This window comes from Streptosporangium album, from assembly GCF_014203795.1.
Taxonomy (GTDB): Bacteria; Actinomycetota; Actinomycetes; order Streptosporangiales; family Streptosporangiaceae; genus Streptosporangium; species Streptosporangium album.
On the sequence record NZ_JACHJU010000001.1, the window covers coordinates 1214495 to 1239668 of the forward strand.

At 67.5% G+C, this 25174-nt stretch carries 25 protein-coding genes and 1 pseudogene; 18 read left to right on the forward strand and 8 right to left on the reverse strand.

From position 1 onward, the window contains the following. Nucleotides 1-73: 73 nt before the first annotated feature. A pseudogene (locus FHR32_RS47155) lies at nt 74-631 on the reverse strand (beta-L-arabinofuranosidase domain-containing protein); the annotation flags it as partial. A gap of 259 nt (nt 632-890) precedes the next feature. Here FHR32_RS47155 and FHR32_RS05745 point away from each other — a divergent pair. Both FHR32_RS05745 and FHR32_RS05750 read left to right on the forward strand, forming a co-directional pair. Next, nucleotides 891-1418 (forward strand): BP74-related protein, encoded by a 528-nt coding sequence (locus FHR32_RS05745; RefSeq protein ID WP_312882042.1) that lies wholly within the window; start codon nt 891-893, stop codon nt 1416-1418. 475 nt (nt 1419-1893) lie between these two features. Then, complete coding sequence (locus FHR32_RS05750) at nt 1894-3855, forward strand: DUF6571 family protein (RefSeq protein ID WP_184753333.1); 1962 nt, start codon at nt 1894-1896, stop codon at nt 3853-3855. A gap of 1 nt (nt 3856) precedes the next feature. On the opposite strand, the gene FHR32_RS05755 is transcribed toward FHR32_RS05750, so the two are convergent. Further along, on the reverse strand, nt 3857-4300 hold the full coding sequence (locus FHR32_RS05755; protein WP_184753334.1) for a hypothetical protein: 444 nt from the start codon (nt 4298-4300) through the stop codon (nt 3857-3859). A gap of 84 nt (nt 4301-4384) precedes the next feature. On the opposite strand from FHR32_RS05755, the gene FHR32_RS05760 reads away from it, so the two are divergent. The 3 genes from FHR32_RS05760 to FHR32_RS05770 all read left to right on the forward strand — a co-directional run bounded on the left by FHR32_RS05760 (nt 4385) and on the right by FHR32_RS05770 (nt 7669). After that, the gene (locus FHR32_RS05760; RefSeq protein WP_184753335.1) at nt 4385-4675 is read left to right on the forward strand and encodes a hypothetical protein; all 291 of its coding nucleotides are present in this window, start codon (nt 4385-4387) and stop codon (nt 4673-4675) included. 486 nt (nt 4676-5161) lie between these two features. Further along, on the forward strand, nt 5162-6757 hold the full coding sequence (locus FHR32_RS05765) for an alkaline phosphatase D family protein (RefSeq protein ID WP_184753336.1): 1596 nt from the start codon (nt 5162-5164) through the stop codon (nt 6755-6757). 27 nt (nt 6758-6784) lie between these two features. Beyond that, a complete protein-coding gene (locus FHR32_RS05770) occupies nt 6785-7669 on the forward strand; it encodes a galactose-binding domain-containing protein (RefSeq protein ID WP_184753337.1) in 885 nt (294 codons plus the stop codon). Nucleotides 7670-7841: 172 nt separating this feature from the next. Here FHR32_RS05770 and FHR32_RS05775 read toward each other — a convergent pair whose 3' ends face one another. Both FHR32_RS05775 and FHR32_RS05780 read right to left on the reverse strand, forming a co-directional pair. After that, the gene (locus tag FHR32_RS05775; protein WP_184753338.1) at nt 7842-8474 is read right to left on the reverse strand and encodes a DUF433 domain-containing protein; all 633 of its coding nucleotides are present in this window, start codon (nt 8472-8474) and stop codon (nt 7842-7844) included. A 77-nt stretch (nt 8475-8551) separates the two neighbouring features. Next, on the reverse strand, nt 8552-9112 hold the full coding sequence (locus FHR32_RS05780) for an ATP-binding protein (protein ID WP_184753339.1): 561 nt from the start codon (nt 9110-9112) through the stop codon (nt 8552-8554). Between the two features lie 357 nt (nt 9113-9469). Here FHR32_RS05780 and FHR32_RS05785 point away from each other — a divergent pair, with 357 nt between their 5' ends. The 7 genes from FHR32_RS05785 (at nt 9470) to FHR32_RS05815 (ending at nt 16372) form a co-directional block, all read left to right on the forward strand. Continuing rightward, nucleotides 9470-10393: a helix-turn-helix domain-containing protein gene (locus FHR32_RS05785; protein ID WP_184753340.1), complete on the forward strand. Its 924-nt coding sequence runs from the start codon at nt 9470-9472 to the stop codon at nt 10391-10393. Next, the gene (locus FHR32_RS05790) at nt 10380-10589 is read left to right on the forward strand and encodes a DUF397 domain-containing protein (protein ID WP_184753341.1); all 210 of its coding nucleotides are present in this window, start codon (nt 10380-10382) and stop codon (nt 10587-10589) included. The genes FHR32_RS05785 and FHR32_RS05790 overlap by 14 nt, the downstream gene beginning before the upstream one ends. 283 nt (nt 10590-10872) lie before the next feature. Beyond that, nucleotides 10873-11286, forward strand: coding sequence for a hypothetical protein (locus tag FHR32_RS05795; RefSeq protein ID WP_184753342.1), 414 nt, complete (start codon nt 10873-10875; stop codon nt 11284-11286). A 2-nt stretch (nt 11287-11288) separates the two neighbouring features. Further along, nucleotides 11289-14015 (forward strand): MinD/ParA family ATP-binding protein, encoded by a 2727-nt coding sequence (locus FHR32_RS05800; RefSeq protein WP_184753343.1) that lies wholly within the window; start codon nt 11289-11291, stop codon nt 14013-14015. 17 nt (nt 14016-14032) lie between these two features. Further along, nucleotides 14033-14248, forward strand: a complete 216-nt coding sequence (locus FHR32_RS05805; RefSeq protein WP_184753344.1) for a hypothetical protein — start codon at nt 14033-14035, stop codon at nt 14246-14248. 250 nt (nt 14249-14498) lie between these two features. Beyond that, nucleotides 14499-15755: a restriction endonuclease subunit S domain-containing protein gene (locus tag FHR32_RS05810; RefSeq protein WP_184753345.1), complete on the forward strand. Its 1257-nt coding sequence runs from the start codon at nt 14499-14501 to the stop codon at nt 15753-15755. 197 nt (nt 15756-15952) lie between these two features. Further along, entirely contained in the window at nt 15953-16372 is a 420-nt protein-coding gene (locus FHR32_RS05815) for a PPOX class F420-dependent oxidoreductase (protein ID WP_184753346.1), read from the forward strand. 88 nt (nt 16373-16460) lie between these two features. On the opposite strand, the gene FHR32_RS05820 is transcribed toward FHR32_RS05815, so the two are convergent. Further along, nucleotides 16461-18020, reverse strand: a complete 1560-nt coding sequence (locus FHR32_RS05820; RefSeq protein WP_221465279.1) for a serine/threonine-protein kinase — start codon at nt 18018-18020, stop codon at nt 16461-16463. 162 nt (nt 18021-18182) lie between these two features. Continuing rightward, entirely contained in the window at nt 18183-18647 is a 465-nt protein-coding gene (locus FHR32_RS05825) for a hypothetical protein (RefSeq protein ID WP_184753347.1), read from the reverse strand. A gap of 488 nt (nt 18648-19135) precedes the next feature. Here FHR32_RS05825 and FHR32_RS05830 point away from each other — a divergent pair, with 488 nt between their 5' ends. From FHR32_RS05830 to FHR32_RS05845, 4 genes are all read left to right on the forward strand, one after another. Beyond that, entirely contained in the window at nt 19136-19300 is a 165-nt protein-coding gene (locus FHR32_RS05830) for a hypothetical protein (RefSeq protein ID WP_184753348.1), read from the forward strand. 222 nt (nt 19301-19522) lie between these two features. Further along, nucleotides 19523-20269, forward strand: coding sequence for an SDR family oxidoreductase (locus tag FHR32_RS05835; RefSeq protein WP_184753349.1), 747 nt, complete (start codon nt 19523-19525; stop codon nt 20267-20269). 53 nt (nt 20270-20322) lie between these two features. After that, nucleotides 20323-21219: an SDR family oxidoreductase gene (locus FHR32_RS05840; RefSeq protein WP_184753350.1), complete on the forward strand. Its 897-nt coding sequence runs from the start codon at nt 20323-20325 to the stop codon at nt 21217-21219. Nucleotides 21220-21288: 69 nt separating this feature from the next. Then, complete coding sequence (locus tag FHR32_RS05845; protein WP_184753351.1) at nt 21289-22017, forward strand: TetR/AcrR family transcriptional regulator; 729 nt, start codon at nt 21289-21291, stop codon at nt 22015-22017. A gap of 65 nt (nt 22018-22082) precedes the next feature. Here FHR32_RS05845 and FHR32_RS05850 read toward each other — a convergent pair whose 3' ends face one another. Further along, entirely contained in the window at nt 22083-22772 is a 690-nt protein-coding gene (locus FHR32_RS05850; RefSeq protein ID WP_184753352.1) for a DUF4097 family beta strand repeat-containing protein, read from the reverse strand. Nucleotides 22773-23004: 232 nt separating this feature from the next. Between FHR32_RS05850 and FHR32_RS05855 the strand changes: the two genes are divergently transcribed. After that, nucleotides 23005-23697 carry a M15 family metallopeptidase gene (locus tag FHR32_RS05855; protein WP_246465996.1) on the forward strand — a complete coding sequence of 231 codons (693 nt, stop codon included), beginning with the start codon at nt 23005-23007 and terminating at the stop codon, nt 23695-23697. Nucleotides 23698-23969: 272 nt separating this feature from the next. Continuing rightward, the gene (locus FHR32_RS05860; protein WP_184753353.1) at nt 23970-24509 is read left to right on the forward strand and encodes a L,D-transpeptidase family protein; all 540 of its coding nucleotides are present in this window, start codon (nt 23970-23972) and stop codon (nt 24507-24509) included. Between the two features lie 178 nt (nt 24510-24687). Here FHR32_RS05860 and FHR32_RS05865 read toward each other — a convergent pair whose 3' ends face one another. Next, nucleotides 24688-25089, reverse strand: a complete 402-nt coding sequence (locus FHR32_RS05865; protein ID WP_184753354.1) for a hypothetical protein — start codon at nt 25087-25089, stop codon at nt 24688-24690. Nucleotides 25090-25174 lie beyond the last annotated feature (85 nt).

Consider the following 25174-nt stretch of genomic DNA (forward strand, 5'->3'; position numbering starts at 1 on the left):
GGAAGATCGTGTGTTTCAGTTTCCCCAGGCCCCGCCGGTCCACGAACAGGCCCGCCTGGACGAGGTAGGCGCGGTTGCCGGTCTCCCTGAACAGCTCGACCAGGGCCATCTCGACCTCGGGGTGACCGCAGACGCCCTCCTCCCCGCCGGGCCCGAACCGCTCCACCACCAGGTCGGCGAACTTCACCGCCGCCGAGAGCAGCCGCCCGTCGCCCATCCGCCGCCTGGCGGCGACCGCGGCCTGGATGAGGTGGCCCAGGTTGTAGAGCTCGTGACCCCAGGCGAGGTCTTCCCACGGCTTCTTCGCGCACGCCGGGTCCTGGAAGAAGGAGTTCAGGTAGCCGTCCTCGGCCTGCACCCGCTCAAGCAGTTCCACGACCTCGTCGAAGAACTCCCGCGCCTCGTCCGGCGCGGTGCCGGCGCCGATCTCGTACGCCACCCCTTCGACAGGGCCCCGGCAAAGTGGAAGTTTGTCCGATTCGGTGGACCGTAGTCGAGCCCGCGTCACCAGATGACCTGCGATGACACTCTGGTTGACCAGTCGCTCGAAACGGACATCGCGGTACGTTCGTCGACTTTGCCGGGGCCCTGGCCAGACCGAGGGGATGGAGAAGCTGCGTCCTGAGGACATCGCCGAAGCGGTCTCCTACATCGTCACCCGGGACCGTCGCGTGTCCGTCAACGAGATCCTCATCCGGGCCGGCGAGCAGACCTGGTGACCGGGAACAGCGGTGGCCAACCCGCCGGATCGCGCCGTGACACGGTCAGGGGAAAGTTTCGGCAGGTGCAGGGATTCGTTGATCAAGGACGGTGTGTGGCGGGAGTGACCGACTGCGGAAGTGGATGAGAGTCGTGACGGTCACGACCCAGCAAGACACCGGAGGAACCCCGTGGGACGCTTCTTCACCAGGACCGGCGGCCTGACCGCTATCGCGCTGCTCGCATCGGCGATGCTCGCCCCCATGACGGCCGCGCCCGCCCAGGCCGCCGCGGCGCGCCCGTGCGCGATGCCCGCGTCCGCCCCGGCCGTGCCCGCCGACGCCGCTTCGGCCTCGCGGACCGCCGCGGCTGAGCCGGCCTACTTCAAGATGACGACCGCCGGCTCCAGCGAACCGTTCATCATCCAACTCACCGACCCCGCGCTGATCGAGCACGCCAGGAAGATCCTCCGCGGCGAGGAGACCGAGAAGACCCACGTCATGGGCCGGATCATCAAGAGGCCGGCCCCCTACAACCCGCACTACGGCTTCTACCTCGACCCGAAGACGATCAACTTCTTCGAGATGGCCATCGAGGTCTGCGACGCGACGCTGACCTACACCGAAGACCACCTCGACGAGGCCTGCGGCGCCTTCCTGCCCGGCTGCTACTTCTGCCCCTGGACCTCCAAGCTGGTCGGCGAGGTCCCCGCCCCCTGACCCCTGACGGGAGTCTCCGCGTCCAGGCGGCCACCACTCACGCCTGATCGGTGGCCGCCCGGACCCGGAGCGGGCGGATCCTCCCTCACCCGGGGAACACGTCGCGGTCGGAAGGACGGCGGCAGCGCGCACCCCAGCCGCTCCTCCAGCGCGGCCACCTCCGCCTCGGAGGCCGGTGGAAAACCGAGCCAGGTGTCATCGACCGGCTCCACGGCCCCGGAAGACGGTTCCACATCGTGCAAGGCGGCCCGCTCCTCGCTCCAGCGCTCCAGCGCTCCAGGAACGGCTTCCAGTCCCCACGATTCACCCGGCACTCCTCAATGTCGGCGATGTCGCGCCCATCCCAGCAGAAGCCATCGACATCAAGGGCGATAACCGTCCCGCAATAACGAATGATTTCGCATTAGCCCCTTCAAAGTCGCCTTTATCGCATTAAGGTGAAAAAGGGAAAAATAGCGGGAGGGAGCGGAGGCCGATGGCATCGGGAACGGGGCCGTTGTCGCCGGACTTCACCGGGATCGACCCCGAGCTGATGCAGGGCTTCGTCACCGCACTGGAACGCGGTCGCGACGTGATCGGCGAGCAGTCCGAGCGGATCCGCCAACTGCTCGCCACGGCGCAGGTGTCGGCTCTGGGCCTGCAACCGATCAAACAGGTCGAGGGCTGGATCGACGACGAGCTGCCGGGGCTGCGCAAGCGCAACGAGACCATCCGGGCAAGCGAGAATTTCGCGCCCTGGATGCCCGGCTCCGGACTGGTCGGCTACCACGAGGGGAAGATCCTCTCCCCTGCGGAGGCGCAGAAGCAGGGCACAGCACTGGGCAAGCGCTTCCTGGCCATCGAGCCGGTGGACACGCCCTGGTTCGGACGCCCCTCCTCGGACGCGTACGCGCGAATCGTCAAGGAGCTGGCCGCCCACAAGAACGACGCCGACTTCACCGCCGCCTTCTTCGCCGCCCTCGGCACAGAACGCACCCTCGAACTCCCCACCCTGCTGCGCAAGAACCTGGACTCCCCCAGCCCCCAGCCGTCCGCCGGCCCGATCCGTCCCGATGACGAGGTGCTCCGCGCGGTGAGCCAGGCATTCGGTACGGCGGTCACCGCGGGATCGCGCGTCCCGGGCTTCGCCACGATCAAGGACGCGATACGGAGCGCGGGTCCCAAGGCGGGCCTGCTGCTGAGCGGGGGGAAGTTTCCCGCCGAGTGGCTGACGGACGTGGTGCTGAAGCAGGGGCTGGCCGATCCCAAGAAGATCGGTACGGGATTCCTCTACGCGCTGGGCAACAACCCGGCCGCCGCGCGGCAGGCGATCGCGGCGGTGGCCGGGCCGTACGCCAAGGACCAGACGAAGCTGAAGACGTTCCTGAAGAACTTCAACGATCACGCCGGTGGCAAGCACCTGAGCGCGTCCGACAAGAGAGACGCCTTCGGGCGCATGCTGGCCGCGGCCTCGGGCGCCTACGACGAGGAGGACGGCAGGCACAGCGCGGAGTCGGCCGCGTTCGCCTTCACCGTGATGACGACGCTCGACGATCTCAGACTCGGTCAGGAGGTCCGGGTCCACCTGGCCGAGATCGCCGGCGCGTACACCACAGAGATCACCGAGGGCGCGAACATCGGTGACGCGAACATGACCGAGGACAGCGCGCTGAAGCCCTCTACCTCGGCGTTCGGCCTGAAATCGGCGTTCACGCTGAGCCCGAAGGACACCTACCGCTTCCTCAAGCTCTTCGCCGACTCGGCCGAGAACCTCGCCCCGTTCGACGAGGGGATGGGCCGGTTCTCGCAGAAGGTGATCGCCGACGCGTCGGCGATCACCAGGAAGACCGGCGACGTCGAGCACCTGGACCGGGTGTTCACCGCTCTGGGAAACGCGCGGGGCTTCGAGCTGGCCGCCATCGAGAAAGTCCAGGGCAACCTGGACATGATCGACAAGCAGCGGGACGACCTGGTGGGGTTCATCCGCGACACGGCCATCGGAGGGGCGAGCATGGTCCTGGCGCCGACCACGAGCGCGACCCTCGCCTGGTCCGCGCTGAGCACCTCACTCTCCGCCAAGGGTGCCTTCGGCGGAGACGACGAGACCCGGGTGAACCGGGCCGACAAGGAGGACGACCTCGCGACGCTCGGCCGCCAGCACACCTACGCGCAGGTGCTGATGGCGAACGGGTTCACCCCGAAGGTGACGCCGACCGAGTATCAGGCCGACTGCCCGCCGGGGGTGGCCATCGCGGACGCGAACGGGGAGCTGAGGCCGTTCGCCGATTTGATCAAGCAGGGGAACAAGGGGCTTGAGGCGTTCGAGAAGTGGGCGGCGGTCAACGGGATGGGCCGCGATGACGACCTCTCGTTGGGAGAACTATCCAACAGAACGGCGAATCGATTCGACGGCGGTAACAAGCGAGGGCGAGGGCGTGCGCTGGCTTTCGACAGCTAACTCATGAGGCTGGGAGGCACTCGGTTTCACCTCGGACCAGATACTGCCCGTTAGCCGGAGACGCCAAGATGATGATCGTTTTGTACTCGTCATTGGCCAGCCGGATCGGGGCATTGCCACGATCCTCAACAATCCGATAAGGAGCAACCGAGGAGAGCGCACCCACCATAAAGGTATTGAGCCCATCAGGGTTGCTCTGTGGTGCGGAATCCCTGGCCGTAGCAGCAAAAGTTCGCTTGGCCTTGCCCTCGCCACAGGGAATATCGCGTCCACCGGGATCTGTGACACGGACATCCAGAACGTGGCTTTCCTTCATCAACTCAGTGATGTGCGACTTGAGTGTCTCCCCTGCTTCCGCCGCCGTAGGCCCGCTGTCACCGCACCCGGACACCGCCAGCAATACCACCCCGCACACCACGACGCCGCGCCGTACAGAACCTGCCATGAATTCCTCCGGGGCTGGCCGATATGCCGTAGATCCAATAATGTCCAATGGAACCGCCGTTGTATCCGTATCCGAAGGGGATATATGAATCCTCAGCCGGAGAATCTGGTGCCCAACCCGCGGCGCCAGGTGCTGGAGCAGACATTGGCGGAGGTCAGGGCACGGGTCGCCATCCTGGAGGCCGCGCTCGACCCCGCGCACGGCCAGTTCACCGGACAGCCCGTGTGGGTGGGGCCGACGGCCCGGCGGTTCGCCGAGGACCTCACCGCCCGCCGCGTACGGCTCCGCCAGGCGGCCAGAGCACTCGTCGACGCCCTCGAAGACGAACTCCGCTCCGTCCCGGCGAAGGTCCCGCCCTCCGCCGCACGGCATTGACGCATCAGGCCGGAATCCAGCGGGGAATCAATACCCGCCATGCGATTCCGAATCGATGACGGAGGGGAAGCAGACGGATACCGAGGGTGCCGTTTCCTCTGGAATACGAAAGTGGCGCCGGACCCCCCCGATGGAATCGGGAGCCCGGCGCTTGCGCTTTCTCCGGCCACGTCTCCGATGCCTCCAGAAACTTGGCACGTTCCACGAACAGCGGCCACCACTGCTGACCTCTGTCCAGCCACTCGGTCACGATCCACGCGGCAAGGCATGTGAAAACGAGCGGGTGTCAGAACATCAAGATCTCGATACCCTTTACCGGCGTGGCCGGGGAGTGATCTTCAGGTTGGTGTCAGTGATGTGGTGGTCGCCACCCACAGGCTCACGCGGCCGAAAGCCCTTCGGCCGCAACCGCTTTAGACGCGTGTTCACGAACTCGACTATTCCTATTAGGGATGTGGTCATCAGGTGTCGATTTCATCTGGCTTCATGAGATCAACCCAGGCTGGCCTCGCGGCTGCCGCCGCGACCAGACGCAGATTCCTGACCGTGACCGGCACGGCCGCCGCCTTAGCCTTGACCGGCACCCTTCCCGGCATTCGCAGCGCCCACGCGGCATCCGCGGTGAATGTGGACCGTCAACCCCTCTTCACCCTGGGGATCGCGTCCGGCGACCCACTGCCCGACGCGGTGGTGATCTGGACGCGGCTGGCGCCAGAACCACTGGCGCCGTTCGGCGGGATGGACCAGCGCCCGGTAACGGTCCAGTGGCAGGTGGCCGAGGATGAGGCGTTCCACCGTGTCGTGCGCCGCGGCACTGCGACTGCCCGGCCCGAGTACTCCCACACCGTCCATGTCGATGTCCAGGGCCTGCGTCCGTGGCGGCACTACTTCTACCGTTTCCGGGTCGGGGGGCAGATCAGCCCCGTCGGCCGCACCCGTACCGCTCCGGCCCCCGGCGACGCCGTCTCCGCGATGACCTTCGCCTTCGCGTCCTGCCAGGCGTGGTTCGAGGGCTACTACACCGCCCTCGCCGACATGGCCCGCCGCGACCACGACGTGATCCTCTTTCTCGGTGACTACATCTACGAGTTCGGCGCCGACAAGGGCATCCGCCCCGACTCCGGGGAACCCCATGCCATGCGCCAGACGGTGACACTCGACGACTACCGGGAGCGGTACGCCCTGTACAAGATCGACCCGGATCTGCAGGCCGCGCATGCCGCCGCGCCCTGGATCGTCACGCTCGACGACCACGAAGTCGTCGACAACTGGGCCGACGAGGCGCACCCGAGCGCCCCGCCGGCAAGCTTTCTGGTCCGGCGCGCCAATGCCTTCAGGGCCTATTGGGAACACATGCCGCTGCGCCTGTCACAGCTGCCGAACGGGCCGGACATGCAGCTGTACCGGCGCCTGCGCTATGGCACCTTGGCTGAGTTCAGCATTCTCGACACCCGGCAGTACCGCTCGGACCAGGCGGGCGGCGACGGCGAGAAGCCGCCCAACCCAGGATCGCTGGACCCCAGCCGCACCATCACGGGCGAGGAGCAGGAACGATGGCTGCTCGACGGGCTGGCCGCCTCCGGAACACGATGGAACGTCATCGGGCAGCAGAACGCCATGGCCCAGCTCGATGTCCAGGCCGGGCCGGGCATGGTGGTGCCGATGGACACCTGGGACGGTTACGTCGGCTCTCGCAACCGGGTGCTCGGCGGCGCCCACGAACGCGGCGTCAAGAACCTTGTCTCCTTGGGCGGAGACCTCCACCGCAGCGTGGCCTCCGACCTCAAACTCGACTTCGCCGATCCCGCATCGCCCACCGTGGGTACCGAGTTCGTCGGAACCTCCATCACCTCCGGGCTTGACGGTGTCGACCACGACCAGGTCGGCCTGACACTGCTCGCCGAGAACCCGCACATCAAATACCACAACTTCCAGCGAGGCTACGTCACCTGCACCGTGACCGAACAGGAGTGGACCGCGGACTACCGGGTGGCTGACCGTGTCACGACCCCCGGAGGCACCGTGACGACCCGTGCGAAGCTCGTCGTCGAAGACGGCCGAGCCGGCATCCAGACCACCTGAGTCTCCGTAATGGACAGGATCTCCATCATGCTGAAGCAGCGCATCGCGCGGACCGCCCTGCCATCCCTGGCCTTGTGCACCGCCATGGTCGCCGCGCTGGCCATGGCGTCTCCGGCGAACGGGGCCTCCGGCCGCTCGAAGCCGAAGGAACAGATCACCATGGCGGCCAATCCGGCCGCGCTCGACATCATCCCGCTGCCCTGCTTTTCCGGCAGCTTCCAGGCCACCATGACCAACACCGGGCAACAGGCCCAGTTTGCCGATATGACACTGAGCGCCCAAAAACCGATCACTCTGTCCCGGGACATCTTCTCCAGCTACCTTCCGGCCGTCGATCCCGACCAGCCGGTGAGCACTCCGGTCGAGGTTCGCGCCCCCCGGGACACTCCACCGGGTACCTATGACGTCCTGCTGGCCATGAATAAGCAGGAGCTCCGCGTGCCGGTTCGGGTGCAGGAGCCCCCGGCCAAGGGGCCCGGCGACAACGTGGCGCTGGGAGAGCAGGCGTTCGCCTCCTCCGCTCATGGCAATTTCCCGGTCTGCGGTGGTGTCGATGGGAACAAGGACCATGCCCAATGGAGCACCCGCACCGGGTGGAACGACGCCACGCCGACAGTCTTTCCCGACAGCTACGGGGTCCGTTTCCCGACGCCGCAGCGGATCGACCAGGTCGAGCTCCTGACCTTGGACAGTGCGTCGTCCCCGGCCACTCGCTATGGGGTGAGGGACTGGGACGTCCAGGTCCTCACGGACGGCCAGTGGCAGACGGTCGCCCAGGTACGCGGCAACACCTCTGGACTCGTGACCTCGCAGTTCGCCGCAACCACCGCCGAGGCCGTACAGGTCGTCATCTACGCCTCGAACGACGCCAGGTACTCGCGCATCATGGAGATGGAGGTCCGCGGAGCGTAGCCCCGGGCTCGGCCGATTCAGGGTCCTGGTCATATGAGTCCGAGGATTCCCGTCAAGGCTGTCCCGGCCGGCCCGGACCCTGTTCTCGGAAGTACTGAGCCGGGTGTTGGGACCGGTCCGTGCCGTGTTCCCGGAAGCCGGTGAGCTGAGGGCTTCCGGGAACACGGTCTTCTCAGAACTTCCCCGGAGTTCGAATGTTGACGTAATCGGCGAAATCGGCGGCATCCAGCGCCGCCGTAGCGGTGACGCTCGGGTAGTACTCGGAGATCCGCTCTGCCGAAACCCCGTCCCGGAGCAGTGCGGCAACCTCGTCATAGGGGACGCGGGTGCCCTCGATCATGGGAACCCCACCGCGAACCGCCGGGTCTACCGTCACGTGGGTGCGCGGCTGCAGCAACGACGGGATGTGCCTGCCATCACGATAGAACGGTTGCAGGACGTCGACCAGCTCGTGGATGACCACGTTGGCCTTCTTCCGCGCCAGGTCAACTGCCTGATCGGGCGCGGCCAGATAAATGCTGCTGCCATCGGCGACCAATGTGTAGGACGACAGGTGGTCGCTTTCTTTCAGATCATCACGGAGGGTGTCGAGCGCCCGTCTGACTTTCTGCAGTGAGGCACTGTTACGCAGCTTGACGCAGGTCCGCAGCGCCACCACGTCGCGGAAGGAGTAGAGAACGGGGCGCGTGCTGGAGATCTCCGGTATCAACACCGCGCCACGGCTCACGCCGGCCTTGCGCCAGTGTGCGAGCTGGCGCAGCGTGGCGCCCGACAGCGCCGCAGCCAGCTTCGGGTCATAAGCCATCACCTCACCCCTCCCATAATCCGTGATCCGCATCCCTGCCCGGCCATCATCGCAAATCTGTCTGAGCTGGTCAGGCGCTACGCGATCTCGCTCTCCACCGTTTCGGACACTTCTGGCGGAATGCGGTGGCTGAACGGCTCCTCCGAGAGCGCCGGTGGGGCCGCCAGGGTGCACCAGACGATCTTTCCGCCCGAGGTCGGGCGGTAGTAGCCCCAGCTCCGGGCGAGCAGGTCGACAAGGCAGAGGCCGCGCCCGCCTTCGTCGTCCGGATCGGGGACCCTGAGGACGGGCGGGGTACGGCAGGCGTCCCAGACGCGCAGCACGACCGCGTCTCCGACCGGGTAGAGATCCAGCCAGATGTGATTCGGACTCGCGTGCGCCACCGCCTCCATGATGGCGGGAAGCTCCATCACGGCGGGGGATTCCGTGACGGCGTGCGGCGAGACGTGCGGGGCGTGTGCCTTGATCGCGTTGGAGACCAGCTCGGAGACGACGAGCTGGGCCGTCTCGATCAGGTCGTCCCGCCGCCAGCCCTCCAGTACGCGCTGGACACGTGCACGCGGGCGTAGTAGGGCGAGGTCGGGAAGACGGAGAGCTCCAGGTGGTGCTTTCCGGTGGTGACATCGGTCATCGTTCACCCGCTCCTGGTCGGCGCGTCAGGTGTCAGGGCATAGGACCGGCACCGTTCACAGACGGGGGCGGCTGCTCTCCCCGCACGGGGGCGACGGGGGCACGGTGCCGGTCCTACGGGAGGTACGACCGGGGAGCGGCAGGGGGCTGCCGGGGTCGTACCGCTTGCGCCGGGCGGACACCCGACAGGGGTGGGCCGCATCGGGAGGGAAGCTCGCCCGCCCGGCTGACTGGGGAAATCACACGTTCGGCCATCCGGAGAGGAACCGACCCGGAAGGCTTTACGTTGAGAGCATGCACCATCACAATGAGTGAATGCAATATAGGCGTTTACACTGGCCGCATAATCCGGAAAGGCGTTAAAGATGCAGGACAAACCCGATTTGGGCGCAACCGCACCTCTACCACGGGCCCGACGCCAGCCACCCACGGTGCGCCTGCGCCGCCTGGCAGCCAAGCTGCGCCACCTCCGCGAGGCGGCCGGACTTTCCCAGACCGAGGTAGCAGAGAAGACCGATGTCAACCTCGCCACGCTTCACCGCATCGAGACGGCCAAGACCAAGCCGCAACTTCGGACCCTCATCGCCCTGCTCGACGCATACGGGATCACCGGCACCGAGCGCGCCGACCTGATCGCCCTCCAGAAGGAGGCCAAGCAGCGCGGCTGGCTGCACAGCTTCGATGCCGATCTTCCCGACCAGTACACTGCTCTCATCGGCCTGGAAGCCGAAGCTCAGCAGGCCATCAACTACGAGTCGCTGTTCATCCCAGGTCTCCTGCAAACCGAGGACTATCTGCGAGCGATGATCCGTGGTGTGCGACCGACCGCTACAGACGAAGAGATCGAAACACGCGTCGCCGCACGCATGCAGCGGCAGGTTCTGTTGGAGGGCGACGCTCCTCTCCGACTATGGGCGATCCTGGACCAGGCCGCGCTGTGCCGGATGGTCGGGAACGAAGCCGTCATGCGTGACCAGTTCGCGCGTCTCGCCCAGCAGGCCCAACGTCCACACATCACTATTCAGGTCATCCCGTTTTCCGCTGGAGCCCACCCCGGAATGCCGGGCAGCTTCATCGTCCTGAAGTTCCCCGCACACGATCCTGATGTGATCTACATCGACAGCATGGCCGGCGACTTGTTCCTTGAGAAGGAAGAGGATATTCAGAGGTATAACGATATTTGTGAGCATCTTCGTGCGATAGCGCTCAGCCCTGCCGACACAGCCGCGCTCATCGCATCTCTAAGCGAAGATCACCAGTGGAAGGAAGCGCAGGATGCAGCAACCTGACCTCTCAAAGGCACACTGGTACAAGAGCACCCTCAGCGCCGATGGCGCGAGCTGCGTGGAAGTCGCCTTCGTCAAGGATGCCGTCGCTGTACGCGACACCAAAGACCGCGAGGGCGGCACGCTCGTGTTCCGCCGCGACGAGTGGGCGAACTTCATCGGAGGAATCAAGGCCGGCGGCTTCGACCGCCTTTCCTGATCGACAGGTCCCCTTCCTGGATCACTGCCACCTTCCGGGGTGCGCCATCGCGTCGCGAAACGCGCACATCCCGGGATGACGCCGCAGCCGAGATCGCGCACCGGCTTTTGCCAGGAGCGCGACCAGCGACACCCCACGGAGAACGAGCCTGCCACCAGAGCCGCGAGGAGACTCTCCAGGACGCCGACGAGGGCGTGGGCCGCTCGTCCCGGTCGCGATCTTCGCAGATCACATTCGTTAAAGGCCCGGCAAACAACGGAAGGCTTCGTTACGGTTACCCGCTGTGTCCGTAGACGTTGGCAGAAACCAGCTCCGTGCGAGTTTCGCCGCTCACCGGGACGCCTCACACGCTTTGGAGGAGGGTGCCTCCACGGCGCTGCTCCTCTTCTACAGCGTCGAGTGCGGGCTGAAGGCGATCCTCCTCGATCGGCGTAATTGGCGATCCACCTCGGACTTGCCGAAACATCTCAAAAGCCACAATCTCCATGATCTCGCCAAGGAACTTCTTCTCCCCTCGCCGCTCTGCGAGCTGATGGTTGACTGCACCGGTCGGAAGGGGCCTGGGGAACGGGTGGCCTTCGGAGACCTGCACCAGGCCTGGAGGTACGGCCGAGCCCTGGAGAAGAAGGGCGAGGAGAGAGCCATAGCCGTGTTGCGCGAGCTTCTGGGCTGGTGTCAGCGAGAATTGAGAGTGTGATCATGCCGGAGCAGGAGATCAGGACCCCCGAGCACATCTACACCTGGGTCGATGTGGACGCCCATCTCGCGGCCATGGCAATCGACGGCCAGTGGCCGGACTGGCTCCACGAGTGCGACGCCTTCTGGGACGGCCTCGATGTGACGATCGCTCCGCACGCGCTGCCGCAGGAGGCCCTGTCGTGGCTGGGTGACGTGTTCGGGGTCGGCTCGACAATGCCCCATGAGGGCGAGACCGTTCTCCGGCTCGACGACGTCCCCGGTCACCCTTCCGCCAGGCTGCTCCCGATCTCGGTGCGTCAGCGGGAGTTCGAAACGCCCCGGCGGGAGCCCCGGTGGCGGGAGCGGCGCATCGTCCGCGGCCTCGGTGAGCCGCTCCCCCGGCCGGAGGCCCCGTTCCCCTGCAACGTGCGGATCGCGGCGCTGCACTCCTTCAAGGGCGGGGTGGGGCGGACCCTCCACGGGGTGGCTCTCGCCGACGCCGTCGCCCAGCGCGGCGATCGGGTGCTGCTGGTCGACGCCGACCTGGAGGCTCCAGGGATCACCTGGATGTTCGGCGCGCACGGCAGGCGTGTCGACTTCGGCTACGAGGACTTCCTGGCGCTGCTCCACTCCTCCGAGGACGGCCGTCCCGGCGACGCGGTGACGCTGGGCGCGGCCTACCTGCCGAACCAGATGATCGGCAACGTGGTCGTCATGCCCACCCGGCGCTCGCTGCGGGACATCGCCCCGCCACGGCTCGAACCCACTGACCTGCTGACCCCGGACCGCTCGATCTACTACCTGACCGAATCCCTCGCCGAGCTCGCCGACCGGCTCGGCGCCCGGACGGTTCTGATCGACCTGCGTGCGGGAAGCAGCGAGCTCGCGGCTCCCGTACTGCTCGACCCGCGCGTCCAGCGGATCTTCGTCACCACCGTCAGCGACCAGGCGTTGTACGGCACCGTCCGCACCATCCAGGAGCTCGGCCGGCGCGCGCCGACGCGGGCCGACGACCCGGCGAGCGTGGCCGTCATCACCCAGTTCCGGCAGGAGGGCCACCGGGAGCTGGCAACCTCGGCCGCGACCATGCTCCGCGACGCGATCTCCGGGACGCTCGAACAGACCGCCCCGGAGGACGAGGACCGGACCGTCGACCGTGACGTCACGCTGGAGCCCATCTTCAGCGTGTTCCAGGATCGGCTGCTGGCGCTGCCCGCCTCCTGGGAGGCCGTCGTGGAGCTGGTCCGGCGCCAGCAGCTCGCACAGACGCTCGCGCCGCTCGTCGAAGGGCTCACCCCTCCGAAGGATGTGGTCCTCACCGATGGAGCACTTGCCACGGATACGCTCTCCGTGGCGAAAACCGACGACCTCGCCTACCGGCGCGGAATCCTGAGCGGGTTCGCGGGTCGGCTGGCATATGCCGAGACGGCGGACGACACGGACTTCCTGCCGACCGAGTCCCTGCGGAACATGCTCGCCTCCCACCGGACCGAGCCACCGCTGTGCGTGGTCACCGGAGCCAAGGGGTCGGGGAAGACCTTCACCCAACTCCAGATGTGCTTCCGGAAGACGTGGCGTGATTATGCGCGAGACGTCGGCGTTGAGAGCGTGACCCTGGACACCCTCCTGGCGCCGGTGCTCGTCTCCCAGAACCTCAGCGACTCCGCGCGTGAACGGATCAGCACGATCCAGCGAGATGCCTCCGCCTCACCGGACATCGAGCCCGCAACACAACGCGAACTGCTCGATCTGATCGACGGCGCGCTGCGTTCGGAGCTGACCAATATGCAATGGCGGCGGATCTGGCTGACCTGTATGGCCCGGGCCGTGGGGATCGACGCCTCCCCCGAGGACGTCGAGGAGAAACTGGTCGACTTCGGCTCCGCGAATACCAGGATCTTCCTGTTCGACGGGCTTGAGGATCTTCTTCAGGATCTCCTCGACAGCGACGTCCAGCGGCAGGCGCTCCGCGTCCTGCTCATCGACTGTCTCGACTGGCTGCGCAGCCTTCGGGGCAGACCGCTCGGCCTGGTGATCTTCGTCCGGCGCGATCTCGTCCAGTCGGCCATCCGGCAGAACTACGAGCACTTCTTCGCCCGGTACAGAGACTACGAGCTCAAGTGGAACCATTCCGAGGCCCTGCGGCTGGCCCTGTGGGTGGCGCAGCGTTCCGGAGCCCTTCAGGGCCTCACCCCCGAGGAGGTGGCCGCGGTGAAACCTCAAGGTCTCAGCGCGATGCTCCACCCACTCTGGGGAGAGAAGATGGGCTCTCCCAAGTCACGCGAGGCCCGCTCGGACGGATGGTTCCTGGCGGCGCTCTCCGACTTCACCGAGCAGATCCAGGCACGCGACATCGTGATCTTCATCAAGGAGTCGGCCGCCTTCTCGGTGGAGGACAGCCGCTGGCCGACCCGCCTGCTCGCTCCGGCGGCGATGCGGAAGGCGCTCGTCCAGTGCAGCCTGGTGAAGATCCGCGCCATCACCGAGGAGAGCCCCCAGGTGGGCGAGCTGCTCAAGCACCTCGACGGCCTCACCTGGGAGAAGAAGAGAATCCCCTTCAGCCCCGAGACGGTCGAACTGTCCAACCAGAGCCTGGAACTCCTCGCGGCCAATGGAGTCGTCTTCCGCGAGGAGGACCAATACTGGATCCCCGAGATCTTCCGCCACGGTCTCTCCTTCAAGGCCACCGGCCGGCCGAAGATCCTGGCGATCGCCAACCTCGTCCGCCAGCAGAACAACCTCGACTGACAGACGGAGCCTCTCTGATGCCACAGCGTCGACAGAGCCGACAGGAGCTGAGCGACCTCATCGATGAGATCCAACTCGTCCCCCTCATCCGGGAACGACTCGCCGACTCGGCGGCCGGCCGCGATCTCACCCTGGAGGAAGTCGCCGACTCCCTCGGAATAAAGATCGAGGAGCGCGACACCGGTCCCTCGGGCGGACACGAACCGGGGGGCACGTGGGCCGGCCGAACCTGAAGTGCCTCTCTCACGCCGCTGTCAGAACCACGGCCCCGGCATGTTGAGGATTTGATCGGGTTTGATTCTTTGCGTGTGACCGGTGCCGACCTTCGCGGCCGGTAATCTCTGCCCCAATCCGGGCATGAGAGGGGGCACGACTCCCCAAGATCGGGGTTCTCACACCAACCGATCTCCAGGGGGAATCGTGCCCGCTGCCGCCCTATCATCGCCGACCAGCCCCGCCCGAGGTGCCGGCTTGGGTCATGACGTGCCATCCGGTCGTGGTGGTGAGGGCGGGCTGAGGGCGCGATTCCGGGTTATCTGTGACAAACGGGCCGTCTACAACACGCTGCATTCCCTGGAGTCGATTTTGGCGGTGGCCGCGTTCGGTACGGCGACGGTGGGAGGGGACACGGTGACCGCGATCAGCCGGATCCGGGCCGCGTTGCTGCGCGCCGGTGTGCTGCGGGCGGTCATCGCGCTGCCACCGGGATGTGCGCCCCCACACAGCGTCGCGCTGCATCTGTGGGTGCTGCGAGCGCCCGATGGGAGCGGTGTCGATCCGGGTTCGGAGGTCCTCCTGGTGGACGCCGCCAGCACGCAGCCGGAGGTGACCGGGAGGGCGCAGCGGACGGGCAGAGCGGGGATCGACTGGCCGCTCCTGCGCAGGAGCGTGCTGTCGGCCGTACGGACGGAGGGCGGCCCCGGGGACCAGACGTGCGCCTGCGTTTCCCGACCGGTGATCGAACTGCTGGACGACGAGATCGACCTTACCCCGGCCCGGCACGTCCCCGACATCGCGGCGGCGGGTCTGGGCTTGCGACGGTCGTGGGCCCGGTTCGGCGCCCTGCTCGACGAACTGCATGACCTCACCACGACGCTGTCCCAACTCGAACTGAACGCCGAGGACGGCCCCGACCAGGGCGCGGTGACCGTAAGCGACCTGGCGCGGGCTGGGGCGCTCTCTCTGCGGACCGGTCAGCATCCGGCGGACGACACGGTGCTCACCGGTGACGCGCCCGCGGATGCCGTACCAGTCCTCACGGTCTCCGACGTGCTGGCCGGTGGCAGACCGCCCGGCTGGCTGCCGGCACAGGAAGCCTCGGAAGGGGGGAAAAGGGGCATCCTCACGGTGACCGCTCCCGGGGAGGTGGTGATCGTCGGTGCCTACCGGGCGTTCGACGCCTGGGTGGACGTCGACGCCCCCACGGTGCTGGGCCCGCAGCTCTTCGCCGTGCGGGTGGACCCCGCCCTGCTCGACCCATGGTTCCTGGCGGGCTGCCTACGGGCCCCCACCAACGCGAGGCGGGCGGGCACTCACGCGTCGTCGTCCTCTCGGGTCGACATTCGCAGGCTTCAGGTCCTGCGGATTCCCCTTGAGGAGCAGCGCCGATACGGCGAGGCGTTCCGGAGACTGTCGGCCTTCGAACGATCGCTACGGGAAGCGGGGACGGTGGGCAGGGAGCTGGTCGGCGGCATGATCGACGGCCTGTCGACTGGAAAGCTGCCACGCCGCCGAGGGTGAGTGGCGACGGACGGTATACGAGGCCAGAGGTTCCGGCCACCTCGGCAGGCGTTCCCTCGGCGCTCCGCTGTGGGACGGACCGCATACGGAGGGTCGCGGAACCATCACCGTCTGGGATGTGACACCGTGGACATGTATCTCATGAACCGCATACGCCACCTCCACCACGGGGGATGCCGGCGCGAAGAGGAGAGATCATGTCGAAACCGCCGCTTCCCGAGGAAGCAGTCGCCATGCTGAGGAAGCCGAACCACGCCGTCATCGCGACGCTCCGGCCCGACGGCCAGCCGGTGTCCACGGCCACCTGGTATCTCTGGGACGACGGCCGGATCCTGGTCAACATGGACGAGGGCCGCAAGCGGCTGGACCACCTGCGCAACGATCCCCGGGTCACGCTCACCGTGCTCGACAAGGACGACTGGTACACGCACATCAGCATCATCGGGCACGTCGCCGACATACGTGACGACAAGGATCTGACCGACATCGACCGGCTGGCCCAGCAGTACCTCGGGAAGCCTTACCCGCAGCGGGACCGCGACCGGGTCAGCGCCTGGATCGAGATCGACAGCTGGCACGGCTGGGGCACGTTCAAGGACAGCAGCCAGCCCGGCTGACGCCCACGGCCCGGCCGGGCGTCGGTGCGCGGGGATCGTGGGAGCGACGGGATCGAGCAGGGGTGCCGCCGCCGGTCGACGTACCGGGTCAGCGGTCGCTGAGGCCCGCGAGGATCGCCCGCACCTCCGCCACGTCCGCGTGCTGCGAGCCGTACATCCGCTCCAGGTCCGGCAGCAGGCCGACCAGCGTGTCCTTCGCCCGCGCCCTGTTGCCCGAACCGAACTCCATCAGCCCGATCTGGCACCGCAGTTCGAGGATCCGCTCCCGGTCGGCGCCGAAGCGCCTCTCGTCGTCCAGGAGCCGGCGGAGCTGGGCCAGGGCGAGGTCGGTCTCCCCCACCGCCGCGTGGCAGTTGGCCTCCATCAACCGGCACCGCAGGGCGAGGTTGTTGTGCGGTCCCTCCACCGCGGCGACGTCGGCCGCCAGCCGCTGGAACTCGGGCGCCGCGCGGCGGTAGTCCCCGGCGAGGAAGAGGGCCTCGGCGAGCTCGATCCGCAGGTCGACCACCTCGGAGCTCGCGGGACCGAACGAACCGGCGGCCAGGCCCACGAGCTCGGCCAGCACGTCTGCCGCCTGGCCGAAACGGGAGGCCGCCTTGAGCTTCTCCGCCTCCTTGCGGGCGCGTTCGATGTCGTCGCGCCCGATCTGCGCCAGCCCCCCGGCGTGCCTGATCCGTGCCGGCCGCATCGGGTAGGCAGGCCGCCGGTCGCCGTCCGGCGGTGGGGAGGTCATGCGTCCGACGACGGTGGCGTACATCCGCACCGGGTGGGGCGTGTCCAGGTTCACGTAGCCGGGGAAGGACGGCAGCTCGTGGCAGAAGTCCAGGAGCCGCTCGTAGACGACGTCCGCGCTGCGCGGCCGTTTCTCCGGTTTCTTGGCGAGCAGTCCCAGGACGAGCCGTTCCAGCCCTTCGGGGACGTCGCGCCGCCTGGTGCGCAGCGGCCGGGGCGAGGCGTCGGTGTGGTTGCGCATCGTGGCCAGCGCCGTGGGTGCGGCGAACTGGTTGTCCCCGGCGAGCATCTCGTCCAGGATCACGCCGAGCGAGTAGAGGTCGCTCTGCGGGCCGGCCGCCCCGGTCAGGGCCTGCTCGGGGGCCATGTACGACGGTGTGCCGAGCACCTCGCCCGTCCCCGTGATCGTCGTCGTGTCCGTGGAGGCGAGCGCGGCGGCGATGCCGAAGTCGAGGACCTTGACCGTGCCGTCGGGGCAGAGCATCAGGTTGCCCGGCTTGAGGTCCCGGTGGACCAGGGAGTCGGCGTGGGCCACGGCCAGGACCGAGCACACCTGGGCGGCGATCGCCACGGCCCAGGCGATGGGCACCTGGGTCTCGTCGAGCAGCGCGGAGATGGGGCATCCCCTGACGAGCTGCATGACCATGTAGAGGTCGTCGCCGTACGGCCCGCAGTCGTAGACGGTTGGCACCCCCGGGTGTTCCAGCCGGGCCGTGATGCGTGACTCGCGCACGAACCGTCTGGCCAGGTCCTCGTCCGGCCGGCCATCGGGAAATCTATCGAGTTTGATGAATTTGATGGCGATCTGCCGGTCCAGGCGGTTGTCGTAGCCGAACCAGACCTCTCCCATTCCGCCGGAACGGCGGGAGCGGGGATCCAGCTCGTAACGGCCATCGATGATCGCCCCTCTGCTCACAACAACCCACTCCCGGAAAAGGAGATCCTTTGTCAGGAAAAATTTATAAATTTACCGGGAAAAAAGTACAGGATTATCCAGCGTAGCGTGGACACGATTCCGCCCGCGGGTGAAATACCCTTGGCCGGAGCGGGTCCGCGCTGATCCCGGCGAGGTCCCAGGTCATCGCCCCCACCTGGGGGTTGCGACCGTCGCGGTCCGGCCGTCCGCGTCCAACGCCACCGCATTCACCTCATTGCCGGGCACATCGAGAGCGGCCACCTGGACCGGATGGGAGGGGTCCGTCACATCCCATACATCCGCACCACGCCTGCTGCCGGTCACCGCCGTGCGCCCGTCGGCGCTCAACGCCGCCGCCTCGACATCGTCGGTGCCGGGCAGGGGGCCTCGGCGCTCGGAGATCACGGAATCCACCAGGGCGGACCATATGTGAGCATCCGGATGGATACGCATCGCGATCAGGCCCGGGAGCACGGCATCGAATTGCTTGACGCCCCGGAGCTCCGCGCCATGGAGCGCCGGTTCCCTGGCGCTCGCGATGCGCGTCACCTCGCGCTGACGGACCGCCTCGACAAGGGCGGCACACAACACGACCACCAGAGCGAGAAGCAAGCGAACGCGCGTCATGCGCAGACCCTAGTCGGAGGAGCTCGGGCTTGGTCATTCCAGCGCTTTACGACGCAATGCTGATAATGTAAGGCGCCTCCTTGTAACCACCTAGCCGAATTATGATCCCGCTGTCAGGATGTTCCTTGCGCACGCCGTCCCATCTTGCATCCATATATGCACTCCCATATTTGGTGAGCAGGCCGCAGATGGTCCCCATGGCAGTTCGCAGGCTCGTGGGCGCAGGGAAGGCATCATCGGAGTGCTCCGGGGAAGTGCAGGAACAGCGAGCGGGATACGGCGCAGCCGGCTGATAAAAGACCGGTCCGTGCTGAACTTCCGGGGGTGACCGGCAGCCCGACTGCGTGAAGTCCCTACGGGGTGTTAGGTAACTCGGGAGGCCCGATCAGACCGAAAATCGTTTCGGTCGTATTGGTTGCCCCGGCCATCGCGGCTTTCGGAGACGTCAACAGCGCGGACGCCGATCCGGTACGGCCTGCGGGGGCAGGATGTACACGCTGACCGGCCCCCGAGGCGCTCACCCCCGGCGTCAGGCGTCCCTCCGGCTGATCGGCGGCCGGGCCAGGGTGCCGATCGTGACCATGTTCGACCTCGACGCCTACGAGAGCGGCCTCGTCACGGCGGCGGGCGGAGGGTCCGTCCCGCCGCGCTGACACCTCGGCGACCGGGGCGGGAGTCGCCGACAGGTAGGGCACGGCGTGGCACCGGGGAAGGCAGTGCCCGTGGCCAGGACCCGCCCCCGGCCCCGGACCCGGTCGGCCCACAGGGCGGAGCAGCGCTATACCCCTGGAGTAACGCTGCTACCGAAATCATGTTATCGTTGATAACGTCAGGTTGAGACGGACCTCAACCCAGCGGAGACGAGGAGCAATGCCATGAGCGAGCAACCGACCACTTCACGCCGGGTGGCCGTCGTCACCGGCGGGTCCCGCGGCATCGGCCGGGAGAGCGCCGAGCGGCTGGCGTCCGACGGGTTCGCCGTCGTCGTCAACTACGCGGGCAACCAGACCGAGGCCGAGGCCGCGGTCTCGGCCATCGTCGCCGCCGGTGGGCAGGCGATCGCCTTCCGCGCCGACGTGGCCGACGAGGCCGCGGTGTCGGCGCTCTTCGACGTGGCCGAGAAGACCTACGGGGGAGTCGACGTGGTCGTGCACGCGGCGGGCGTCATGACGCTGGCCCCTCTGGTCGACACCGACCTGGACGCCCTGGACCGGATGCACCGCACGAACATCCGCGGGACGTTCGTCGTCGACCAGCAGGCCGCACGCCGGCTGCGCGACGGCGGGGCGATCATCAACTTCTCCAGCTCCGTGCTGTCGCTGGCCATCCCCGGCTACAGCGCCTATGCCGCCAGCAAGGGGGCGGTCGAGGCCATGACCCTGATCCTGGCCCGGGAGATGCGCGGGCGGGACATCACCGTCAACGCCGTGGCCCCCGGACCGACCGCCACCGCGCTGTTCCTGGACGGCAAGGACGAGGAGACCGTCGCGAGGATGGCCGCCCAGCCGCCGCTGGAGCGCCTGGGCACCCCACGGGACATCGCCGAGGTCGTCTCCTTCCTCGCCGGCCCCGCCCGCTGGGTCAACGGCCAGGTGCTGCGCGCCAACGGCGGCATCGTCTGACGCGCGCCCGTGTTCCCCCGCCCTTCCCGCTCAATCAACCGAGGAGTTCCGTCATGGGCAAGACAGTCTTGATCACGGGTGCCGGTTCCGGTTTCGGGGCGCTGACCGCACGAGCGCTGGCCCAGGCCGGGCACACCGTCTACGCCGCGATGCGCGACACCACCGGCCGCAACGCCGGCCGTGTCGCCGATGCCAAGGCCTACGCCGCCGAGCAGCGGGTGGACCTGCGCACCGTGGAACTCGACGTGCTCTCCCAGGAGTCCGCCGACGCCGCCGTCGCCACCGTCCTGGCCGAGGCCGGTGCCCTCGACGTGCTCATCCACAACGCCGGCCACATGGTCACCGGCCCCACCGAGGCCTTCACCCCCGAGGAGCTGGCGGCCGTCTACGACACCAACGTGCTGGGCACCCAGCGCGTCAACCGGGCCGCCCTGCCCCACCTGCGCGCCCAGCAGAGCGGCCTCGTGCTGTGGATCGGCTCCACGTCCACCAGGGGCGGCACCCCGCCCTACCTCGCCCCGTACTTCGCCGCCAAGGCCGCCATGGACTCCCTTGCCGTCTCCTACGCCGCCGAACTGGCCCGCTTCAACATCGAGACCTCCATCGTCGTGCCAGGCTCCTTCACCTCCGGTACCAACCACTTCGCCACCGGCGGACATCCCGCCGAGCAGACCGTCATCCCCGCCTACGAGGAGCGCTACGCCGGCCTGATGGACCAGGTCTCGCAGCGCCTGGCCGCCCTCGCACCGGCCGGCGCCGACGTGTCCCAGGTCGCCGACGCCATCGTCGAGGTCGTCGACGCCCCGCACGGCACCCGGCCGTTCCGCGTCCACATCGACCCCGCAGGGGACGGCGCCGAGGAGGTCAGCCAGGTCGCCGACCGCATCCGCGCCGAGTTCCTCACCCGCATCGGCCTCGAAGACCTCCTCATCCCCCACACCACCGCCTGACCTTCGGCCGGGAGGAGGACGGGTCGCCGCGCTTAGCATCGCTACGCTGATCTTGATAGCGTCGTTTCCATGAGTACGCGAACACGCATCCTGGAAGTGGCGGCCGGCCTGGTCGCGGAGTCTCCGGACGGGGATGTCTCCACACGGGCCGTGTGCGAGGCCGCGCAGGTGGGCGCCCCGGCGCTCTACCGGCACTTCAAAGACAAAGAGGGTCTGCTGTCGGCCGTCGTCGACTATGGCTTCGACAAGTACCTGGCGACGAAGCGGCGGCGCAGCCCCGGCGCAGACCCCGTGGAGGACCTGCGCAACGGCTGGGACAGCCACGTGGACTTCGCCCTGCAGAACCCGAACCTGTACCGGCTGATGAACTCCCCCGCGATGCGCACACCGCCGGCCGCGGCGCTGGAGTCCCATCAGATCCTCACACGGGACCTGGAACGGGCGGCGGCACAGGGCAAACTGCGCCTCGCCCCCGAACTCGCCGCCCAGATCGTCATGTCGGCCAACGTCGGTGTGGCGCTGATGCTTGTCTCCCGCCCTTCGACCTTCACCGACAAGAGCATGTCGCGGCGCGTACGCGACGCCGTGCACGCGGCCGTCTTCACCCCGGACGTGACCGGCCCGCGCACCGCCTCCGACGACTCCGGGAGCGGCGCGGACGACGTGCAACTGCCCTCCACGGCAGCCCGGTTGAGCGCGCTGCTGCGCCAGTCGCCGGACTCGGCGCTCAGCGCCGCCGAAACGGCCCTGATGACCGAATGGCTGGACCGGCTCTCGAACACTCCCCCGAACCGGTAACCGTTTCCTTGCCGCTGAGACATCCGCTTCTTCGCCGCTGGAACACCCTCGGTGTGCTCACCCGGTCATCCGGGCAGCACGTTGATGTCGCCGGAGCCTGTGGTCATCGTCACCTTGTGCGGGGAACTCACGACGTTCTTCACGGAAACCTGGATTTCGCCCGATCCCGCCTTGGTTCTCACTTCGTACGGCCCGTCGGGGACGTGGAGGGTCGCGTTGCCCGAACCGGTCTTCATGTCGACGCCGCCGGGGACGGCGGTGTACTTCAACTCGGCATCGCCCGATCTGGTCTCGACGGAGACCTGCTCTCCCGCCAGGCCTGTGCCCTTCACGTTGCCCGATCCCACGGAGACGCCGATCGGCCCCGTCAGGGACGTCAGCGTGATGTCACCCGAGCCTCCGTCCAGGTCCACCTGCAGCCCCTTGGGGATCTCGATCTTGTAGTCGACGCCGCAGTTGTCCCACTTCGCCGGGCAGTCATAGGACATGGACAGCAGGTCGCCGTCGACCTTGTGCTCGGTCTCGGGCTTTTCGTCATTCCACCGGAGCATCTCGACGACCCGGACGGCGTTCCCACCGGTCTCGGTGATGTCGGCGTCACCGGACCCGCTCTTGAGGCTCAGCTTGGCCACCTTGTCCGTCACCTGGTACGTCACGGTGTCCCGGTTGGCGGAGCCGCCGATGCTCGTCAGCCCGCACCCCGTCAACAACGCCGCGGAGACCAGCAGGCCGCCTGCCATCACGATCGTCTTCATGCCTTGGATCATTGCGCGGACGTCGCCGCCGCGCATCGGGGGACGCCCCTGAAGGGCCCCTCGGGGAAACCCTGAACGTGCCGCCCGGGACGGCGGCCACGGCTCAGGTGGCGCCGGGTCCGGTCGGCAGGCGCATGGCCCCGAACCCGAGAGGCCACCGGCCAGGCCCCGGCCTCCGCGTTCCCGTGACCTCGGGCTGAGCAGGCAGATGGAGGGCGCCTAACCTGGGGAGATGGCATTCATCCCACGACGCATGCCGACCGCGGCGGCACTCGTTCTGCTCAGCGTGACCGGCATCGCCATGACGACGGCTGCGGCGTCACCGCCGGGGACCCCTCCCCCCGGCCCACCGCAGACGTTCACCGCCACGGTGACGCCGGTGTCCCCGGACCAGCTGAGCCATTCCTGGCGCCGAGGTTGCCCGGTGCGTCCCGACGACCTCAGGATGATCAGCATGACCTACTGGGGTTTCGACGGCAGGCCCCACACGGGAGAGCTGGTGGTCAACAGGTCGGTAACCGGCCAGGTCGTCTCGGCCTTCAAGAAGTTGTACGGTCAGCGCTTCCCCATACGGCAGATGCGACGGGTGGACGTCTACAAGGGCAGCGACGACGCCTCCATGGCGGCGGACAACACCTCGGCCTTCAACTGCCGGCGCGTCGAGACCTCAGGCAGTTGGTCGCAGCACGCCTACGGCCTGGCGATCGATGTCAACCCCCGGGAGAACCCCTATATCCACCCCTATCCCGGCGGCACCGTCGATCCCGCGAACGCGAAAGACTACGTTCGGCGGCCCCTGCACCGGCCGGGGGTCATCAACCCCGGTGACGACGTGGTGAGCGCGTTCAAGAAGATCGGCTGGGGCTGGGGCGGGTCCTGGTCGAGTGAGAAGGACTACCAGCACTTCTCCCAGAACGGACGGTGACGTCTCCGCGATGGCGTCTCCCGATGCCGTGCCACCACCGGAAAGAGCGGGGGCGCCATGCCGGGCGAGACTCTCGCCTGGTTAGCGTGAGCTGTATGGACAACGCTGATCGGAGAGCGGCTGCGGACCTGATGATGGCTTCCGCCCGCGTGTGTGCCGCTCTGCTTGCACTCGTCATGATCTTCAGTGGGTTTTCCGGTGCCCGTGCCGCGTACGCGTCTGCGTCTGAGGCCGCTCTGCCGCCCCCGTCGCCGGGACGGCAGCTCATCACCGTGACGGCGGACTCCTACCAGAAGACCACTGCCACACTGGTCGCCTACACCGCAGAGGACGGCCGGTGGGTGAAGGTGTACGGGCCGTGGACAGCGAACGTCGGCGAGAACGGCATCGCCCCGCCAGGCCAGAAGCGGGAGGGCGACGGGCGCACCCCGTCCGGCACGTACGGGTTCGACTTCATGTTCGGGATCAAGCCCAACCCCGGTGTGAAGTTCCCCTACCGGCAGGTGTTCTCCTACGACAAGTGGGATGACGACCCCACCAGCCCCCTCTACAACGAGTGGGTGGATACCCGCTACGCCGATCCCGGCGCCAATCCCGAGAGCATGATGAACCCCCCGGCATACAACTATGGTGCCGTGATCGCCTACAACACCAAGGCTCGCACCCCCTACCTGGGTAGCGCGATCTTCCTCCACGTCAGCACCGGCGCGCCCACCGCCGGCTGCGTCAGCCTGCCGGTCGACGAACTGCTGCAGGTGCTGCGCTGGATGGATCCGAAGCACTCCCCGCAGATAGACATCAGAGTCGCGTGACGCGGGAGCGGTGACTCGTCCGCGTGTCGGCGGAGACTTCGGGCGGGTTGCCGTCGTGCGCTCCGGGTGGGGCGGCCGAGCCCACGCCGCCCGGCGGCGGCCCCGGCGTCAGGGCCGCCGCCGGAGCTGCTCTCACCCGCTTTCCCCCCGGATGAGAACAGCTCTCGCACCAGGCCCCTCAGCCGCAGTGCACCCCGTGCACCTCGCGCTTGGTGTTACCGATCCACCCCGAGACGTCAATGCACTTGTGCCTGGCCGAGAGGTACACCGGGCCCGCGTACTGCGCGAACTGCCCGTAGTCATGGTCGGCAAACGTGCCCTTGGAGAGGCTGATGGTCACCGACTTGTAGGTCACGCCGACCCTGGAGCCACGGGCGATGGCGCAGTTCTTTCCGTTGCGGGAGTTGTAGTAGAGCTCGATGACACCCTTCTTCGGGCCGCTCTTGGGGATGTTGTAGGTGTCGATCAGGCTGTAGCCGCCGCAGGGGACGGCCGCGTTCGCCGGGGCCGTACCGGCCACCAGGCAGGTGGAGACCATGACCGCGCCCGCCAGAGCCGCGAACTTGCTCCGAGTGTTCATGCGTTTCCTTTCCGATCATCGACGTCCCACCGAAGCCCCGGGGGCTCCGCGAGGACCGAAGGAACTAATGATCTTATAGAGGTTT